Below are 15,548 nucleotides of genomic sequence, written 5' to 3'. Positions count from 1 at the left end.
CAAGCAGGCTTTTCCAATGCACACCCTCAACCCTGACAAGCTTTACCACAGCAAATGGACCGCGACCCGCCCGGAGCACAAGGAAAAGCACTTCATGGTGACCCGACTGGTGCGCGATGAGGAAGACAACGTGGTCGATGTCATTCTGGAAGCCGTGCTTACCCGCCGGGAGTTCACTCTGCCCTGGCAGGCACTGAAGGACGATGACGTCTGGAAAATGGGGTGGCAGTAAGCGCCGAGGGATTCCCCCTTCGAACGCCGCATGGACAGATCGGTGGAGACGCTATAGTGAAGTAGTGCACCAGCGTACGCTGCCTCGATTCCAGCCCAGGATGCCGCTCATGACTCACCTTCGTTACCTGCTTGCAACCACTGCCGCCGCTTCGTGCCTGCTGCTTGCCCCCGACGCGCTTGAAGCACGCGTCACGGCATTTGATATTTCATCCACCACACCGATGTACGATGGGCGCCGCTTTGGCAAGGCCGGCCATATAGAGCGCATCGAAGGTATTGCCCATTTTGCCGTCGCACCGGACGATGAGCGCGTAGCCCATATTGATGGGCTGGACAGGGCACCGACCAATGCCGATGGCGAGGTGGAATTCAGTACCGAGGTCGTCATCCTGAGACCCACCGGCCAGGGCTCGGGCGTGCTGTTTTACGACGTACCGAACCGGGGGCGCAACCTGAGTCTGGCCCTTTTGAACCTTGCCGGTGTCGATGATGACCACTTCAGCGTGGATGACCCAGGCGACGGCTTTCAGATGCGTCAGGGCCACACCCTGGTCTGGAGCGGCTGGCAGGCCGGGCTGGACGATGACATGCTGGCACTCGACATTCCCGCACTGGACGGCGTCACCGGCCCCTCCCGTGACGAGTTCATCTTCGATGACACCGAGACCATCCACCGAGAACGGCTGAGCTACCCGGCTGCCAGTCTCGACCCGAAAGACGCCACCCTGACGGTACGCCCCACGCCCGAGGCGCCGCGTGAAACACCGGACGGGCTTTCGTTTCGCTACCTGGACGAGCAGACCATCGACATCACGCGGCCAGCGGGCCAGGACGCCGGTGCCATTTACGAATTCGTCTATCCCGCCACGGGAGCACGGCCCGCCGGGCTTGCGTTTGTCGCAACCAGTGACCTTGTCTCGTTTCTGCGCGGCAACCCGGGCCATGATGCCTCCTCCCCCATTCATCACATTGACCACACCATCGGGCTGGGTATTTCCCAGTCAGGCCGCTTCCTGCGCGATTTCATTTATCAGGGGTTCAACGCCGACGCACAGGGCCGGCAGGTGTTCGATGGGGCCATGGCGCACATCGCCGGTTCGCGCAAGACCTTTACCAACGACCGGTTCGCCCAGCCCGGTCGCTTTTCCCGCCAGCACGAGGATCATGACTTTCCGGGCGACCAGTTCCCGTTCAGCTATGCCGATACCACGGACCCGCTGACCGGCCGGACCGGCAGCCTGCTGACAGCCTGCAGGGCAACCGACACCTGCCCGAAACTGATGCATACCGATACCTCCACCGAATTCTGGCAGGGCCGGGCATCACTGGTATCCACCTCCCCGTGGGGTGCTCCGCTGACGATGCCGGACAATGTGCGGCTGTATTTTCTCGCCGGCATGCCGCACTTCAATACCTGGGGCACCACCCCCCAGGACAAGGCGCCCTGCACCTACCCGACCAACCCGCTGAGCCCGGCCCCCACCATGCGCGCACTGGCTTCCGCCATGCAGGCCTGGGTAACAGAAGATACGGCCCCGCCTGCGAGCGCCTATCCTGGACTTGAACCCGGCACGCTGATTGACCCCGCCGTGCTGCACCTTCCTCGCGTGCAGGGCACCGTGCCGACACCCCCCGTCAACGCCCTGCACGTGATGGATTACCGCACCACACCACCGGCTGCCGGTGCGGCCTACCCGGTGAGGGTGCCCAATGTAGATGCCGATGGCCTGCCGCAGGGCGGCGTGCAGTCACCCTACGTGGCAGTGCCTGTCGGCACCTACTGGGGCTGGAACCTGCGTGACGAAGGCGTGGCGGCCGGGGATTTGTGCAGCCTGAACGGCAGCTACCTGCCCTTTCCGGCCGCCCCTGTCGAAACCGACAGCCGCCGCCCCCTCGATACTCGCTATAAAAACCGGGATGATTATCTGGATGCACTACGCCAGGCGGCGAACGCGCAGGTCATGGCCGGGCTGATGCTGCCGGAGGATGTGAGCCTTGTGGTCGAGGATGCCCCCGCCTTCCCCACCCACCGGCACTGACTGCACGGGCACAATGGCGGGACAACGGCATGACCGTCCGGCCGCGATGCGAGGCCTGAGCCCCGCACTGCGGCCCTCGCCCTGTCAGGGCGCGTCAGCATCACCCCGCGTAATGTCCTGCTGGCTGATCACCATGACATTGCGCGGCCACCAGTCGGGATGATGATCCCGGATGAATGCCAGCATTCGCTCCCGGATATTTGCCTCGGCACGCCACCCGGAAATGGGGTCGGATGCCATCAGAAAGCAGGTCAGGGTCTGCGCCGAGATGGTCTGTGCGGTCACACTGCACAGCAGCTTGTGATGCTCGATCACATCGTCTTCTTCCTGAGCAAACTCCAGGAACTTCTCGCGCAATACGGCAATATCGGCATTCAGGTGCACGTTCAGCTCCATGCTTCGATATTCCCGGGTATTGCCGGCCGACAGATTCTCGAAGGCCTTGGACGCAAAGTAGGTTACCGGCACGATCAGCCGCCGCTCATTCCATACCCGCAGACGAATATAGGTATAGAAAATGCCTTCCACGTAACACCACTGCCCTTCAAACATCACCAGATCACCAATGCGTACCGGCTTTGCCAGCGATAGCTGAAACGAGGACAGGATGTTACCGAGCACGGCCTGACCGGCAACCCCCACCAGCACCGCCAGTACACTGGCTGACGCCAGAATCGACATCCCGAGGGTCTCGAACAGCTTCACCTGACTCAGTACATAGATCGTGACCGAAATCACCAGAACAAGAATGATCACCCGCCGCAGGGCGTACAGCGTGGTCAGCAGCTTGCGGTCATCCCGGGGCTTGGCATCATCGATCTGCCCGACCATGTGCCGGGTCAGGTGCAGCATGAAGGTATCCACCAGCGTCAGCGCGATGGCCCCCGCGCTCCAGGCCATCACCGTAATCAGCGCAACTCGCAGCGTGGTGGCAAAGATCGCCGAGAAGGACACCACATACTCGATCAGCATCTGGGTGACGAGGGCCACCACGATCATGGCTACCGGGCCCTGAATCTGAATGACAAAAATACTGGGCGAACCGGAAGGCAGCCATCGGGCCATGAACCCGATCAGCGCATGAACGGCCTTGCCGATCAGCCACAGCATCAGCAGTACCAGCGGAATGGCGAACCACTCCCACAGTTTCAGGAGGCCCATGGGAGTCTTGAAGCGGTCAGGGATGTAATGCTCGAACCGGGAGGGGCCGTACCGATCATACAGGGCAGGAATGGCCCGCACGCTCTCCGGGGTAATCATCCAGACCGGCTCGTGATCGCTGATCCGGTAACGCCCGAGCCGAATGTCATAGGCATCGCTGCCGACCTCCATCGAGACCAGCTCGATATCCCGGCGCGGCTCCCCGGCCCGGGAATCCTTGCCGGAGGCATCCTCGATCACGGCATCACGCCGGCCTGACAGGCTCGAGATATTGAGCCACTTGCCACGCCGAAAGACCTCGGACAGCTTGCGGGCCAGCATGGCACCGCGCTCACGCTGCTCCGTCGGACTCAGATCGGTCAGATTGAGTATGTGCGCGGCACCCTCGAAATCGCCCTTGTCGGTCAGTTCGGTAAAACTGCGCATCGCTTCGCGGGGCGTACGCAGCATGGCCTCATCCATTTCCCCCGGCAGCCCGGTATTCATCGACTCGGTGCTGTACCAGAGCCCTTCCTGATTTTTTGTCTCCTCCGCCTGAGCCACTCCCAGCCCCAGACCGATCGACAACACGACCGCTACCATCACCCGCCATCCCTGCCAGGACTGTTTCATCGTCATGCCTGCATTACCGTTCCGTGAGCCATGCATGAGGGTTACCCACCTGCACGATGAACATGCGACTGCCGGCGGCAGCCGCGCTATAGCGCCAGCGTGCATTGTAAGGGCGCGGCTGATCCCCGCGCCATAACATGATGCCCCGCCACCGGCACGGCATGAAGAAACCCATGCAGCACGGCCCCACCTCAGCCAGGCTGAACAGAGCCATGACAGCATGTTCGTCACCGCCCATTCATGCCGAACGGCGCCGCCCATCGCGGCCCGGGCCACAGGAGCGCTCATGACCCACCCCACCCAGCAAACCCGCAAGGCCCTGTATGAACAGGCCCGGCACCACAACATTGAAGGGCGCTCATCGATGAGCAGGGACGAACTGGCCGCCGCGCTGGTACGTGCAACACACCAGGAGGCCAAGCCGGTGGTGGCGACACGCATCGAGACCTTCCGACGGCTGGCCAGCGCCGTGGCGGCCGGCGAATTCGTGCTGCGCCCCCGCAGCCTGACCGGCCATCAACGGCGGCTGCACCTGCGCCAGACGCTGCGCGAAGACCACCAGACCCGCATTGCCTCTGCCTCAGAGGAGGCCGTGGTCAAGTTCGACAAGCTCTCCGACTCCCTGTTTTCGTTCTTCCGCGGCACGGCACTTTTGTTCTACCGGGACATGGCCGGCGATGACGCCTGGATGCCCACGGTGCTGGCGCTGGGCGATGTACACCCGGAGAACTTCGGGGTCATGCCCAACATGAACAACGTGCCCATTTTCTCGGTCAATGATTTCGATGAAGCCTACTACGCCCCCTTCACCTGGGACCTGAAGCGCGGCGCGACCGGTTTCATGATCGCCGCCGAGACGGAGGGAAAGCTTGAACGCACGCACCAGATCAAGGTGGTGCGCCAGTTCATCAAGGGCTATATCGAAGCCATGGAGCGGCTGGCACGCGAAGGCACCGAACAGGATGAGGAAATGCGGTTCGACAACGCCCCGAAGTTGATTCGCGGGCTGTTCAAGGATGCCCATGAAGCGCGGGCCGACTGGCTGATGGATGATTATCTCACCGAGGACAAAAGCGGCTTTCGCTCCACCGATAAACTGGTGCCGATCTCATCACGGCGTGACGACTTCCAGGCCATTACCGACCGGCTGATCAAGGATAATGGCATCGAGATACCGACACGCACCGAGGGCATGCGGGTGAAGGATGTTGCCATACGCCGCGGCCAGGGGACCGCCTCGCTGGGGCTTAACCGCTATTACGTGCTGATCGAAGGCCCCGAGCGTGACGGCACCGATGACGTCATTATCGAATACAAGCAGGCCAGGCGTTCAGCCCTTTCCGGGCTGGTGCCGCCCTCCGCCTACGAGATGGACTCCAAAGCCGAGCGCATCAGCCATGCCCAGCAGGTGCACCTGGTGCGCGGGGATGTATTTTACGGCCATGTCGAATTCGATGGCCTGAGCTACATGTCCCGCGAGCGCGCCCCGTTTCGCGACGATATCGACCTGGATGACCTCTCGAAGCGCGACTGGAAGAAATACGCCCGCATCTGCGGCCGCGTGCTGGCTCAGGTACATGCCCTCTCGGACGAATCCGGCAGGATCGACTACGACGTTGAACCCGCCATCATCAACGCCATCGGGCCCCGGGCACTGTTCATTGCCGACATGGTGGAATTCGCCCTTGAGGCCGCCGACCGCGTACGCCAGGACCATGCCATGTTTCGCGAAGACCATGCACGAGGCGCCTTTACGCAGCTTGATATCGTGCATCGATAGTTCAATAGCCTCGCCCTGAAAGGATAAATCCGGCGCTTTCAGGGCATGGGGCGCATCAGCCAAGCAGCAAGGAGTGATCGATGGGAATGAACCGGGTGGCGGACTCAATGAGCGAGTCCGCCGTAAACCGGGGCACGCCATACACCTCGACGCACTTGCCGTGGACATCACGAAGCCGTTGCGCCAGCAGGTCAAAATCGCCATCGCCGGAGACCAGCACGATCACATCGGCCTGCGCGGCGAACTCGATGGCGTCGAGCGTAATGCCGACATCCCAGTCGCCCTTGGTCGAGCCATCTGCGCGCTGAATGAACGGCTTGAGCCGGACATCAAACCCGATCGAGCGCAGGATGGCCTGAAACTCGCGCTGCCGGGTATCGCCCTTGTCAATGGCGTAACACCGCGCCGCCAGCACCTCCCGACCGGCCGTGGCCCGTGCCCACAACCTGCGATAATTGACATGTTTGCCGTAGGCCTCACGGGCGGTGTAATACACGTTCTGGGTATCGACGAACATGGCAACGCGGGTCATGGCAAGCTGACTCCCCTGCAGGCATGAACGCGCTCACTGAAGACGAGCGCAATGTGCGGCTCATGATACTCCGCGATCAGGGCCGACCCAATAACACACCCAGTGATAGAGCCAGAGTGCAACGCATGATCCGAGCCGAACCGGCCACTGTCCAGCCACGTTGAATCATGTTTGCCGCATATTAAAGCATGAGCAGAATGCAGGAGGCGTATCTATCGATAGTGACGCACGTGATCAATCAGGGCGCGGAGTTTTGGTGTCACCGTATGTCGGCCTGGATAGTAGAGAAAGAATCCGGCAAACGGCGGCAACCAGTCATCGAGCATCGTGACCAGCTCGCCGCGTTCGATATAAGGCAAAAACGTCTCTTCCATGCCAAACGTGATGCCACCGTCAGCAAGCGCCACACGGATCATTAACTGCATGTCATTGGTGGTCATTTGTGGCTCGACTGCCACCGCAAGCGCGCGCTGATCACGCTCAAACTCCCACCGATAAGGAGCCGTTTCGGGTGAGGCGCGCCAGCCAATGCAGCGATGCCCCGTCAGTTCCCGGGGGTGTTGCGGCATATCATGGCCCGCAAGGTAGCCAGGTGAAGCAACAGCCACCTGACGCTGTTCGCCCGTCAGGGGGATGGCGATCATGTCCTGCTCGATAACCTCTCCCAGCCTGATACCGGCATCGAAACCGGCTGCGACAATATCGAATACCTCATCCGTCACGGTGACATCCAGCGTAATATCCGGATGTTTCTCAATAAAGGCCGTGATCAGCGGGCCCGACAAGAACCGCTCCGCGATCGATGTGGTCGTCACCCTTAAAAGCCCGCTGGGCGACGCCGGCGTATCCCGCGTCGCCTCCAGCACCGCAGTGATCTCGGTCAGCGGGTCAGAGAGTGCGCCCAGCAACTGCTCTCCCTCTTCGGTCAGCCGTACACTCCGCGTCGTACGATTGAAAAGTGGTCTACCCAACGCATGCTCAAGTCGTCCAATAGACTGACTGACCGCAGAACGCGTCACCCCCAATCCATCGGCCGCGGCGCGAAAGTTGCCTGCCCGGGCCACGGCAACAAATATCGTCAACAGGTTGAGATCCATATCGATTGGCAAGCCTCACTAACCATTGCGTATAGCCATCAGCACATTCTAATTGACAGGCCAGCACCTTACCCTGTGATGCACCGGCATGGCATATCACACGCCGTCATCACGGAGAGTACCATGAGCATTATCGGCAAAATCGTTTTAATCACCGGCGCCAGCAGTGGCATCGGGGAAGGCATCGCCCGCGAGCTGGCAGCGGCCGGGGCATACGTTCTACTGGGTGCCCGTCGCACCGACAGGCTGGAGCAGATCGCAGGTGAGATTCGTGAGGCGGGCGGTATCGTCGAGGTACGACCTCTGGATGTGACCAACAGACAGGCGATGGTCGAGTTTGCACAACGTGCGATGGACCTATGGGGTCGCATCGATGTACTGATCAATAATGCTGGCGTCATGCCGCTGTCTCCGCTCTCGGCAGGAAAGCTGGACGAGTGGGCATGCATGGTCGATGTGAACATCATGGGTGTTTTATGGGGCATCGGCGCAGTACTGCCCGTCATGGAATCCCAACGGGAAGGACAGATCATCAATATCGGCTCCATCGGCGCGCTGGCAGTCACTCCCACAGCAGCCGTTTACTGCGCCACCAAATTCGCAGTCCGAGCGATTTCGGACGGACTGCGACAGGAAACCTCCAATGTTCGCGTCACCTGTGTCAATCCAGGTGTCGTGGAGAGCGATCTGGCCTCAACCATTACCCACGACGAGACCGCAGCTGCCATCAACGATTACCGCGCCATCGCACTGCAGCCGGTCGATATTGCCCGGGCCATCCGCCAGCTCATTGATGCTCCGGCCAGCGTCGATACCACCGAAATCACCCTGCGCCCAACGGCCTCTGCCAATTGACCAGGCCGTCATCAAGCCTTCCCCTTTATCCCACACAAATAGCCACCCGGAGGTGGCCTTTTGTGTGTCTACTTCTACGCCCACCTGGAACATAGTGCGAAGCGTCATCGAGGCACTGCACGGGGTGGCGTGGAGGAAACCGGCGTAAAAGCCGTAGCAGATTGTAATAACGCTGATCGAACAGGTTCTCGACGTCCAGCGTCATGCTGTTGGTCTGGCCCACCGGGCCGGATACCGTATAGACATGGCTCCGCGCACGTACTCAAACCGCTGGCCCCGGCCCCTTTATATAAGTCATACTTCATCAAACTTTGGATCGGCCACGCTGATGCCGTGACCCATGTGTTGCTGCTGCGCTTCCATCGCTCGCCGATCCCTGACTTCATGTTCAAGGCTGAACCCCGTTGTTCAGTGGAATCTGTCGGGCGGAGCACACGCGTTCATGGCCGGGATACATACGCCAACGGAACTTCAACAGGCGATCAGCGCCTGTCGAGGGTCGTTTATCGCCGTGGGGATCTTCAGCATGTTCATCAACGTGCTGATGCTGGTACCGCCCCTTTACATGCTGCAGATATATGACCGGGTCATCAGCACCCGAAGCATCGATACGCTCCTGATGCTGACGCTGATCGTGGTCTTCTTTTTCCTGGTGATGGGCGGACTGGAACTGGTGCGCTCCAGGCTGATGGTTCGGGTGGGCAATCGGCTTGATACCCTGCTCAGTGAACGGCTCTACAGCGCCATGTTTCACAAAAGCCTCTCGTCACCTGCCGGACAGACCGCTCAACCCCTGACCGACCTCACCACCCTGCGCCAGTTTCTGACCGGCAATGCCCCCTTTGCCTTTTTTGATGCGCCCTGGATCCCGATCTATATCGGGGTGCTGTTCCTGTTCCATGCCTGGCTCGGGGTATTTGCCATCGCAGCCGGGCTGGTACTGCTGGGCCTGGCGCTTGCCAACGAATGGGCCACCCGCACCCTGCTCACCCGCGCCGGCAGCGATCAGCTCACCTCACAGCAACTCGCCACCGCCAACCTGGCCAACGCCGAAGTGGTCCATGCCATGGGCATTCTGCCCGGCCTTCGGGCGCGCTGGGCCAGACATCATCACCAGTACCTGCTGAAACAGTCTCGCGCCAGTGACCGCGCCGGGGCATTGATCAATGCCTCGAAGGTCATGCGCCTGCTGTGCCAGTCGATGATTCTGGGGCTTGGCGCCCTGCTGGCCATTGAAGGCGAGCTGAGCCCGGGAATGATGATTGCCGGTTCGATTCTGATGGGGCGCGCCCTGGCACCGATCGATCAGATGATGGCAGCCTGGAAGGGATTCATTGGTGCCCGCTCGGCCCATGAACGGTTACAGACCCTGTTCAGGGAGACCTCCGCCGAGCAGCCCCGCATGGCTCTGCCCACCCCGACAGGCAACCTGCATCTTGAAAACATCTCCGCCGCACCTCCCGGCGCCCGCAAGACCACCCTGCGCGGCATCACCCTGTCAGTGGCACGGGGCGAGCACATCGGTATCATCGGCCCCAGCGCCTCGGGCAAATCAACCCTGGCACGGGTAGCACTCGGCCTGTGGCCGACGCAGACCGGCAAGGTGCGCCTTGATGGTGCCGATATCACCCAATGGGACCGGGAAGCCCTCGGGCCCAGCATCGGTTACCTGCCTCAGGATATCGAGCTGTTTGATGGCACCATCAGCGACAACATCGCCCGCTTTGGCGATGTTGACCCTGCTGCCGTGGTCGAGGCGGCAAGGTGGGCTGGCGTACACGAAATGATCCTGCAACAGCCCGACGGCTACGACACCTGGATTTCCTCCAGCCGCGGAGTGCTTTCCGGCGGGCAGCGTCAGCGGATCGGGCTGGCGCGCGCCCTGTACGGCAAGCCGGTTCTGGTGGTTCTGGATGAACCGAACTCCAACCTGGATGACAGTGGCGAGAAGGCGCTGGCCGCCACCCTGGAACGGCTCAGGGCAGAGCAGATCACACTGCTGGTCATCTCCCATCGCCATCACCTGCTCGCCCATGTCGACAAGCTGCTGGTGCTCAAGGACGGCAGAATGGGGATGTTCGGCCCGCGTGACGAGGTCATCGGCCACTTCAAGCGCCAGCGGCAACCCGCCCCCGAAGCAGCGCCTACCAGGGTGCAGGCATCCGCCATGCATGCTCACCCCACCGCGCGGGGCAGCCAGTCATGACGCATGTTGCCGGTACGCCGGATACCTCCCGAGATACGCTGCCCACCAGCAGTCGCCGCGTGTGCCTGGCCGGGCTGATTATCATCCTAGTGGCCTTTGGTGTCTTCGGCACCTGGGCGGTACTGGCCAACCTGTCCGTGGCCGTGATCGCCAGTGGCACGGTCTCGGTGGACTCGTTCAAGAAGACCATCCAGCACCTTGAGGGGGGCATTGTCTCCGACATCCGGGTCGATGATGGGGATCACGTTACCCGCGGCGATACGCTGATTGTTCTGGATAACACCCAATCCACCAGCCGGCTGGCCATTGAGCGCACCACCTTCTTCATGGCCCGCGCCCAGGAAACTCGCCTGCTGGCCGAGCAGAACGGAGCCGACCGGCTTGAATTCCCTCCTGACCTGGTGAACGAGGCAGCAGGCCATGCCCGCCTTGAACAGGGGCTTTCGGTGCAGCAACGCCTGTTTGATTCCCGGCGGCACTCGCTGCAAGGCGAAATCGGTGCACTCAACGAACAGATTCAGCAGTACCGGGAGCAGATCACGGGACTGAAACAGATGACGGCCATCAACCAGCGCCGGTCCCGCTCGCTGAGCGCCGAGGCGGACGACTACCGCTCCCTGTTCAAGGAAGGGCTCGGGAATAATCAGCGCATTCGCGAGCTGGATCGGCAGATTCTGGAACTTCAATCAAACAGTGCCCAGGCCCGCGCCGAAATGGCCCAGCTTGGCTCGCGCATCAGCGAAAACCGGGCACGCATCGAAACCCGACGCCAGGACTATCAGCAGAACGTCAGCGAGCAGCTCCGCGAGGCCCAGTCCCGGGGCAGCGATGCCCGCCAGCGCATGATCGCCCTGGATGATCAGGTGCGCCGTACCGACATTCGAGCACCGGTATCGGGCACGGTGGTGGGCCTTGACGTGCGCACCCTGGGCGCGGTCATTACCCCCGGCCAGCCCCTCATGAGCATCGTGCCGGACACCGACGGCTTTTTCATTGATGCCCGGGTGCCGGTGCAGGACATCGACAACGTGTACGCCGGCCAGCATGCCGACATTCGGTTCAGTGCCTTCAACCAGCACCGCGCTCCCATCATTGATGGCCGGGTGGATCACGTTTCAGCCGACAGCTTCAGGGATGAAGCAACCGGTGCCCATTATTACCGGGCCCGCATTCGGGTCTCGTCGGCAGGCAAGGGCCAGATGACCGACAACATGCAGCTGCTGTCCGGCATGCCGGCCGAAGTCATGATCAAAACGGGCCGGAAGACCCTGTTCGAGTACCTGAGCCAACCGGTCACCGACATGCTGCACCGCGCCGTGCGGCAGGACTGACCTGATCATGATGCCCCTGCGCCGCTGCTCGTTTTCGCTGATGCTGCTGTTGCCCCTTCTGCCAGGCCTGCTGCCCCCCGCCGTGGCAGATACCTTCATGGCCGCGCTGGATACGACCTTACCTGAGCACTCGCCACAGGCACCGCCCACACGACAGCCCGCCCCAGGCCAGCCGCCCGTTCAGACCCTGAAGATGGCTGACGAGGCCACGGTGCCCTCACTGCCGGCCCTTCTTGCCCGGGCACTCGCTTACGACGCCGGCCTTGAAAGCCAGCGCCTTCGCGCAAGAGCGCAGGGCAAGGAGGTGCCCAAGGCCTGGGCGGCGCTACTTCCCCGGCTGGATGTGACCTATGCCCGCAGCTACACCGACAGCGACAATTACTATTCCGAGGGTGGATCCGTCTCCTGCAGCAACAACCCCCGGACCGGCGCCCTGATCGGGGGCGAGGATCTGGAGATGCGTTGCCGAGGCTATTCTGCCGACACGCGCCGCCAGCTTACGCTGAGCCAGACGCTTTTCTCCCTTGAGCAGTTTCGTCAGGTTCAAAAGGCCGATGCTCAGCGCGACGCTGCCGTACTGCAGGTGGCGGTAGCAGAGCGCGACCTCGCCCTAGAGACCGCCGAGGCATACATGAATGCCCTGTTTGCCTCGCGCCACATTGCCCTGCTGGATGGCAAGCGCACCGCCCTGACCCTGCAGGTCACGCAGGCGCAGCGCGCCTATGAGCTGGGCATCGGGGACCGCATTGACCTGCTCGCAGCCCGTGCACGGCGAGATCAGTCCGAGGCAGACCGTGTCGCAGCCCGCAATGACTACGACGATGCCCTCTCCACCCTGACCCGGCTGACCGGTACCATCCCGGACTTCACCCGGTTTTCACTGAACGCTCTGACCGACGTGGAATTTGCCGATGCCCCGGCACTCGCGACCCTCACCCCGTTGATCGCTGACAACCCGGAAGTGCAGCTGGCCCAGCTTCAGGGCAGGATCGCCGCCGCCGAACATGATGTACGCCAGGCCGGGTATGCCCCGGAGGTATCGCTGTCACTGTCCTGGTCCGATCAGAACAGCGACGACCCCTACCAGGACCGGACCGACCGCCGCGTAGCCCTTCAGGCGCAGATGAATCTCTTTCAGGGCGGCTACACTCTGGCCGATACGCGCCAGGGGGAGCTGCTCGCCCGGGCCAGCCGGTTTGAGGCCCAGGACGCTCGCCGCCGGGCGCTGGAACAACTGACTACCCGGCATCGCCGCATCAGCAGCGATATCTCGCGCCTGAAGGCGCTCAGGCGCGCCATTTATTCCAGCACGCTGTATCTGGACGCCGCCGACAAGGGTGCCGCGCTGGGATTGAGGGATCTGGTGGATGTGCTTGATGCCCGCGCCGAGGTCTTTCAGCAGCGCATTCACTTCATGGAGGCGTTCCGCCAGCTGGTAATGGACCACCTGCACCTGCAGGCAGCCATGGGCCGGCTGAATACCCGGGCACTCGGTGAGGTCATGGTATTGATCGGTGACGTCGTCGAGGCGCCCCGGAAGTGAACTGCCCGCCCTGCGCAAGGTGCCCCGGCAGGCATGAAAAAGGCCCATCCAGGATGGGCCTTGTCAATCACACGCCATTGGGCTTCAGGCAAACAGAAACTCTTCCGGCCCCATGGCATAGGCAATTTCACCTGTCGGTGAGCCTGGATCATACTTGGGTACGCCCACCAGGGAGACCGAATACAGGCCGTCATCGGTATTGAGCATCAGCGTCTCATCCGGACGCATGCTGATATCTTCATAATCGATCGGCTGACCGTCCGGGCCGTTCAGGCCGGTGACGTCGATGCGGTCAATGCCCAGCTCGAAATTGGTAATGGTGCTGTACTGCCACGCGCCATCACTGCCAAAAACGAAACTGTCGGCCGCATTATCCGTGCCGCTGACCGTGCCATCGACGATGACCTCTTCATAAGGGCCGGTCGGCGCTGGTGCACGATGCGGTATCTGGTCACGATGATCGGTAAACGCATTGATGCCACCGGCCACATCGGCAAGCAGCAGGGCAAAATCGTTTTCATCCAGCCCTGCCGGCCCGCTGTCGCGGTACAGCCAGGTCTGGCCGTCATAGATGACCGGCATGACGGCGTCATCGCTGTCCTGTTCGCCGGCCATGGTCAGGGCTTCCTGCAGGGAAGCCGCATCATCGGCCACGAGGGCATAATCGAAATCCAGCGTGCCAAAGGACTCCATCACCTCGTTATCAACAAGCAGGGTATCCTTCGCGACATCAAAGCCTGAAATGGTATCGATGCCATCGCCGGCCGTGCCATAGCGGGACGCATCGCCGGCCACGTGGATCACATCCACCCCGTTGCCCTCACCCCCCAGCGTCACGGTTTCCTGCACCGCGCCTGATGCGGTGTAATCGAGACCGCCGGACAGCCCGGTAGCATCAACCTGGGTAACCGCGGCAGTGCCATCGGCACCGTTGGCCCATTCAACGCGGCCGTTGCCTGTAAGTTCGAGCGACTCCAGCGCCGCCCCCTGGACGTTCAGATCAAGCGTATCGCCGGAATTGACCCGGTCATCGGCAAACTGCGTCGCAAGTGAAAGCGTTGTTACATCATCGGCCAGTGCAAAGGTGGCCTCCCCGCCCTCCGTAAACGTATAGGAGTGGGTGTTATTGGTGTATGCCATGGTGTCAGTCCCCTGGATTTTCCTGTCAGATACGGTGCATGACAACCCTGTGCTGCCCTTCCCGCCTGCCCAGGGTAATCGGGTTATAACCTACATTAGCTTAACAAAAATTAATATAGTTAAATCCGATTAACTCCGGGCGTATGTCATTCACAATCAGCACGCCTTTTTTCGAATGCGCGGGCCTGCTACCGGTACTTGTACGCACTCGAGCACGCGCCAGGGACAGCACGACATTCAACACGGCAAAAGGCAGAGTCATGGATCACATCGACTGGGCAGAGGTCGGCGCATTGCTCGACCAGCTCTACAGCGCCGCGGATGGCCTGGAAGCCCTGTTTCCGGGGCGAAAATTCACCCTCGATGGCCACCTGGTCGGAAGCGTTGGCGAAGTAGTCGCGGCGTACATGTTTAACTTGACGCTGAACCCGGCTTCCACGCTCGGCCATGACGCCATTGCCCCGGACGGGCGCCAGGTCGAGATTAAATTGACGCAGGGCAAAACGGTTGCGCTTCGCCACCCGCCCGAGCACCTGCTGGTGCTCGCACGCCCCAGGAGCGGCGCGATTTCCGTGATCTACAACGGCCCCGGCCAGATCGCCTGGGACGCGGCAGGGAAAAGACAAAACAACGGCCAGCGCCCCATTGGACTCGGGAAGTTGAGGGCACTGGATGCAGGGCTGGAAGAAGAGGAAAGATTGGTGCTGGTGAGAGAGGCGCCGGTTTGAACTCAGCTCAGGCGTACGACGATATGCATTAGCTTCTATTCTGCTCCGCCTTCAACGCGGCCTGCACCGAAGGCCGCTCGCTGATCCTTGCCATATAGGCCGATAATGCTGGCCACTCATCAAGCTCTATATCAAAGAACCGACACCAGCCAAGTACAGTAAACAGATAGGCATCTGCAATGCTGAAATGCTCACCCATCAAATACTGGTTTTATTGGCCCAGCCCCCACCCCGCTTGAACCAGACCCTTCCGCCACCACGTGCGTCATGGCCATCACCGTTTGCGACAC

The 15,548-nt window shown here is 61.4% G+C and carries 13 protein-coding genes; 8 read left to right on the top strand and 5 right to left on the bottom strand.

The window, feature by feature from the left end; all coding sequences use genetic code 11:
• The first annotated feature begins 16 nt into the window (after positions 1-16).
• Positions 17-232: a TIGR02450 family Trp-rich protein gene (locus OQ287_RS00680; protein ID WP_250935952.1), complete on the top strand. Its 216-nt coding sequence runs from the start codon at positions 17-19 to the stop codon at positions 230-232.
• Between the two features lie 109 nt (positions 233-341).
• Complete coding sequence (locus tag OQ287_RS00675) at positions 342-2,273, top strand: alpha/beta hydrolase domain-containing protein (protein ID WP_265895241.1); 1,932 nt, start codon at positions 342-344, stop codon at positions 2,271-2,273.
• 84 nt (positions 2,274-2,357) lie between these two features.
• Here the strand turns inward: OQ287_RS00675 and OQ287_RS00670 are convergent, their stop codons facing one another.
• Positions 2,358-4,052 (bottom strand): mechanosensitive ion channel family protein, encoded by a 1,695-nt coding sequence (locus OQ287_RS00670; protein ID WP_265895239.1) that lies wholly within the window; start codon positions 4,050-4,052, stop codon positions 2,358-2,360.
• Between the two features lie 280 nt (positions 4,053-4,332).
• Here OQ287_RS00670 and OQ287_RS00665 point away from each other — a divergent pair, with 280 nt between their 5' ends.
• Positions 4,333-5,826 carry a DUF2252 domain-containing protein gene (locus OQ287_RS00665; RefSeq protein ID WP_265895238.1) on the top strand — a complete coding sequence of 498 codons (1,494 nt, stop codon included), beginning with the start codon at positions 4,333-4,335 and terminating at the stop codon, positions 5,824-5,826.
• 55 nt (positions 5,827-5,881) lie between these two features.
• On the opposite strand, the gene OQ287_RS00660 is transcribed toward OQ287_RS00665, so the two are convergent.
• Both OQ287_RS00660 and OQ287_RS00655 read right to left on the bottom strand, forming a co-directional pair.
• Positions 5,882-6,358, bottom strand: coding sequence for an NYN domain-containing protein (locus tag OQ287_RS00660; RefSeq protein WP_265895237.1), 477 nt, complete (start codon positions 6,356-6,358; stop codon positions 5,882-5,884).
• Positions 6,359-6,570: 212 nt separating this feature from the next.
• On the bottom strand, positions 6,571-7,467 hold the full coding sequence (locus OQ287_RS00655) for a LysR family transcriptional regulator (protein ID WP_265895236.1): 897 nt from the start codon (positions 7,465-7,467) through the stop codon (positions 6,571-6,573).
• A 111-nt stretch (positions 7,468-7,578) separates the two neighbouring features.
• Here OQ287_RS00655 and OQ287_RS00650 point away from each other — a divergent pair, with 111 nt between their 5' ends.
• The 4 genes from OQ287_RS00650 (at position 7,579) to OQ287_RS00635 (ending at position 13,390) form a co-directional block, all read left to right on the top strand.
• Positions 7,579-8,310, top strand: coding sequence for an SDR family oxidoreductase (locus OQ287_RS00650; protein ID WP_250935945.1), 732 nt, complete (start codon positions 7,579-7,581; stop codon positions 8,308-8,310).
• Between the two features lie 442 nt (positions 8,311-8,752).
• Positions 8,753-10,516 (top strand): type I secretion system permease/ATPase, encoded by a 1,764-nt coding sequence (locus OQ287_RS00645; protein WP_265895235.1) that lies wholly within the window; start codon positions 8,753-8,755, stop codon positions 10,514-10,516.
• On the top strand, positions 10,513-11,847 hold the full coding sequence (locus tag OQ287_RS00640; RefSeq protein ID WP_265895234.1) for an HlyD family type I secretion periplasmic adaptor subunit: 1,335 nt from the start codon (positions 10,513-10,515) through the stop codon (positions 11,845-11,847). The genes OQ287_RS00645 and OQ287_RS00640 overlap by 4 nt, the downstream gene beginning before the upstream one ends.
• 7 nt (positions 11,848-11,854) lie before the next feature.
• Positions 11,855-13,390, top strand: a complete 1,536-nt coding sequence (locus tag OQ287_RS00635; protein WP_265895233.1) for a TolC family protein — start codon at positions 11,855-11,857, stop codon at positions 13,388-13,390.
• Between the two features lie 84 nt (positions 13,391-13,474).
• On the opposite strand, the gene OQ287_RS00630 is transcribed toward OQ287_RS00635, so the two are convergent.
• Positions 13,475-14,530, bottom strand: coding sequence for a hypothetical protein (locus OQ287_RS00630; protein WP_265895232.1), 1,056 nt, complete (start codon positions 14,528-14,530; stop codon positions 13,475-13,477).
• A 260-nt stretch (positions 14,531-14,790) separates the two neighbouring features.
• Between OQ287_RS00630 and OQ287_RS00625 the strand changes: the two genes are divergently transcribed.
• The gene (locus OQ287_RS00625; protein WP_265895231.1) at positions 14,791-15,258 is read left to right on the top strand and encodes a DUF6998 domain-containing protein; all 468 of its coding nucleotides are present in this window, start codon (positions 14,791-14,793) and stop codon (positions 15,256-15,258) included.
• A gap of 28 nt (positions 15,259-15,286) precedes the next feature.
• Here OQ287_RS00625 and OQ287_RS15310 read toward each other — a convergent pair whose 3' ends face one another.
• Positions 15,287-15,457: a glutathione binding-like protein gene (locus tag OQ287_RS15310; protein WP_407658209.1), complete on the bottom strand. Its 171-nt coding sequence runs from the start codon at positions 15,455-15,457 to the stop codon at positions 15,287-15,289.
• Between the last annotated feature and the right edge of the window lie 91 nt (positions 15,458-15,548).

It is taken from the genome of Larsenimonas rhizosphaerae, from assembly GCF_026240105.1.
Lineage (GTDB): Bacteria > Pseudomonadota > Gammaproteobacteria > Pseudomonadales > Halomonadaceae > Larsenimonas > Larsenimonas rhizosphaerae.
The sequence above is the reverse complement of the archived record's forward strand: the minus strand, read 5'-3'. Positions and strand labels throughout refer to the sequence as shown.

Bases quoted from the DNA above. Each gene is read 5' to 3' on its own strand.
- OQ287_RS00680 (WP_250935952.1), top strand. From the start codon at position 17: ATGCACACCCTCAACCCTGACAAGCTTTACCACAGCAAATGGACCGCG.
- OQ287_RS00675 (WP_265895241.1), top strand. From the start codon at position 342: ATGACTCACCTTCGTTACCTGCTTGCAACCACTGCCGCCGCTTCGTGC.
- OQ287_RS00670 (WP_265895239.1), bottom strand. From the start codon at position 4,052: ATGACGATGAAACAGTCCTGGCAGGGATGGCGGGTGATGGTAGCGGTC.
- OQ287_RS00665 (WP_265895238.1), top strand. From the start codon at position 4,333: ATGACCCACCCCACCCAGCAAACCCGCAAGGCCCTGTATGAACAGGCC.
- OQ287_RS00660 (WP_265895237.1), bottom strand. From the start codon at position 6,358: ATGACCCGCGTTGCCATGTTCGTCGATACCCAGAACGTGTATTACACC.
- OQ287_RS00650 (WP_250935945.1), top strand. From the start codon at position 7,579: ATGAGCATTATCGGCAAAATCGTTTTAATCACCGGCGCCAGCAGTGGC.
- OQ287_RS00645 (WP_265895235.1), top strand. From the start codon at position 8,753: ATGGCCGGGATACATACGCCAACGGAACTTCAACAGGCGATCAGCGCC.
- OQ287_RS00640 (WP_265895234.1), top strand. From the start codon at position 10,513: ATGACGCATGTTGCCGGTACGCCGGATACCTCCCGAGATACGCTGCCC.
- OQ287_RS00635 (WP_265895233.1), top strand. From the start codon at position 11,855: ATGATGCCCCTGCGCCGCTGCTCGTTTTCGCTGATGCTGCTGTTGCCC.
- OQ287_RS00630 (WP_265895232.1), bottom strand. From the start codon at position 14,530: ATGGCATACACCAATAACACCCACTCCTATACGTTTACGGAGGGCGGG.
- OQ287_RS00625 (WP_265895231.1), top strand. From the start codon at position 14,791: ATGGATCACATCGACTGGGCAGAGGTCGGCGCATTGCTCGACCAGCTC.
- OQ287_RS15310 (WP_407658209.1), bottom strand. From the start codon at position 15,457: ATGGGTGAGCATTTCAGCATTGCAGATGCCTATCTGTTTACTGTACTT.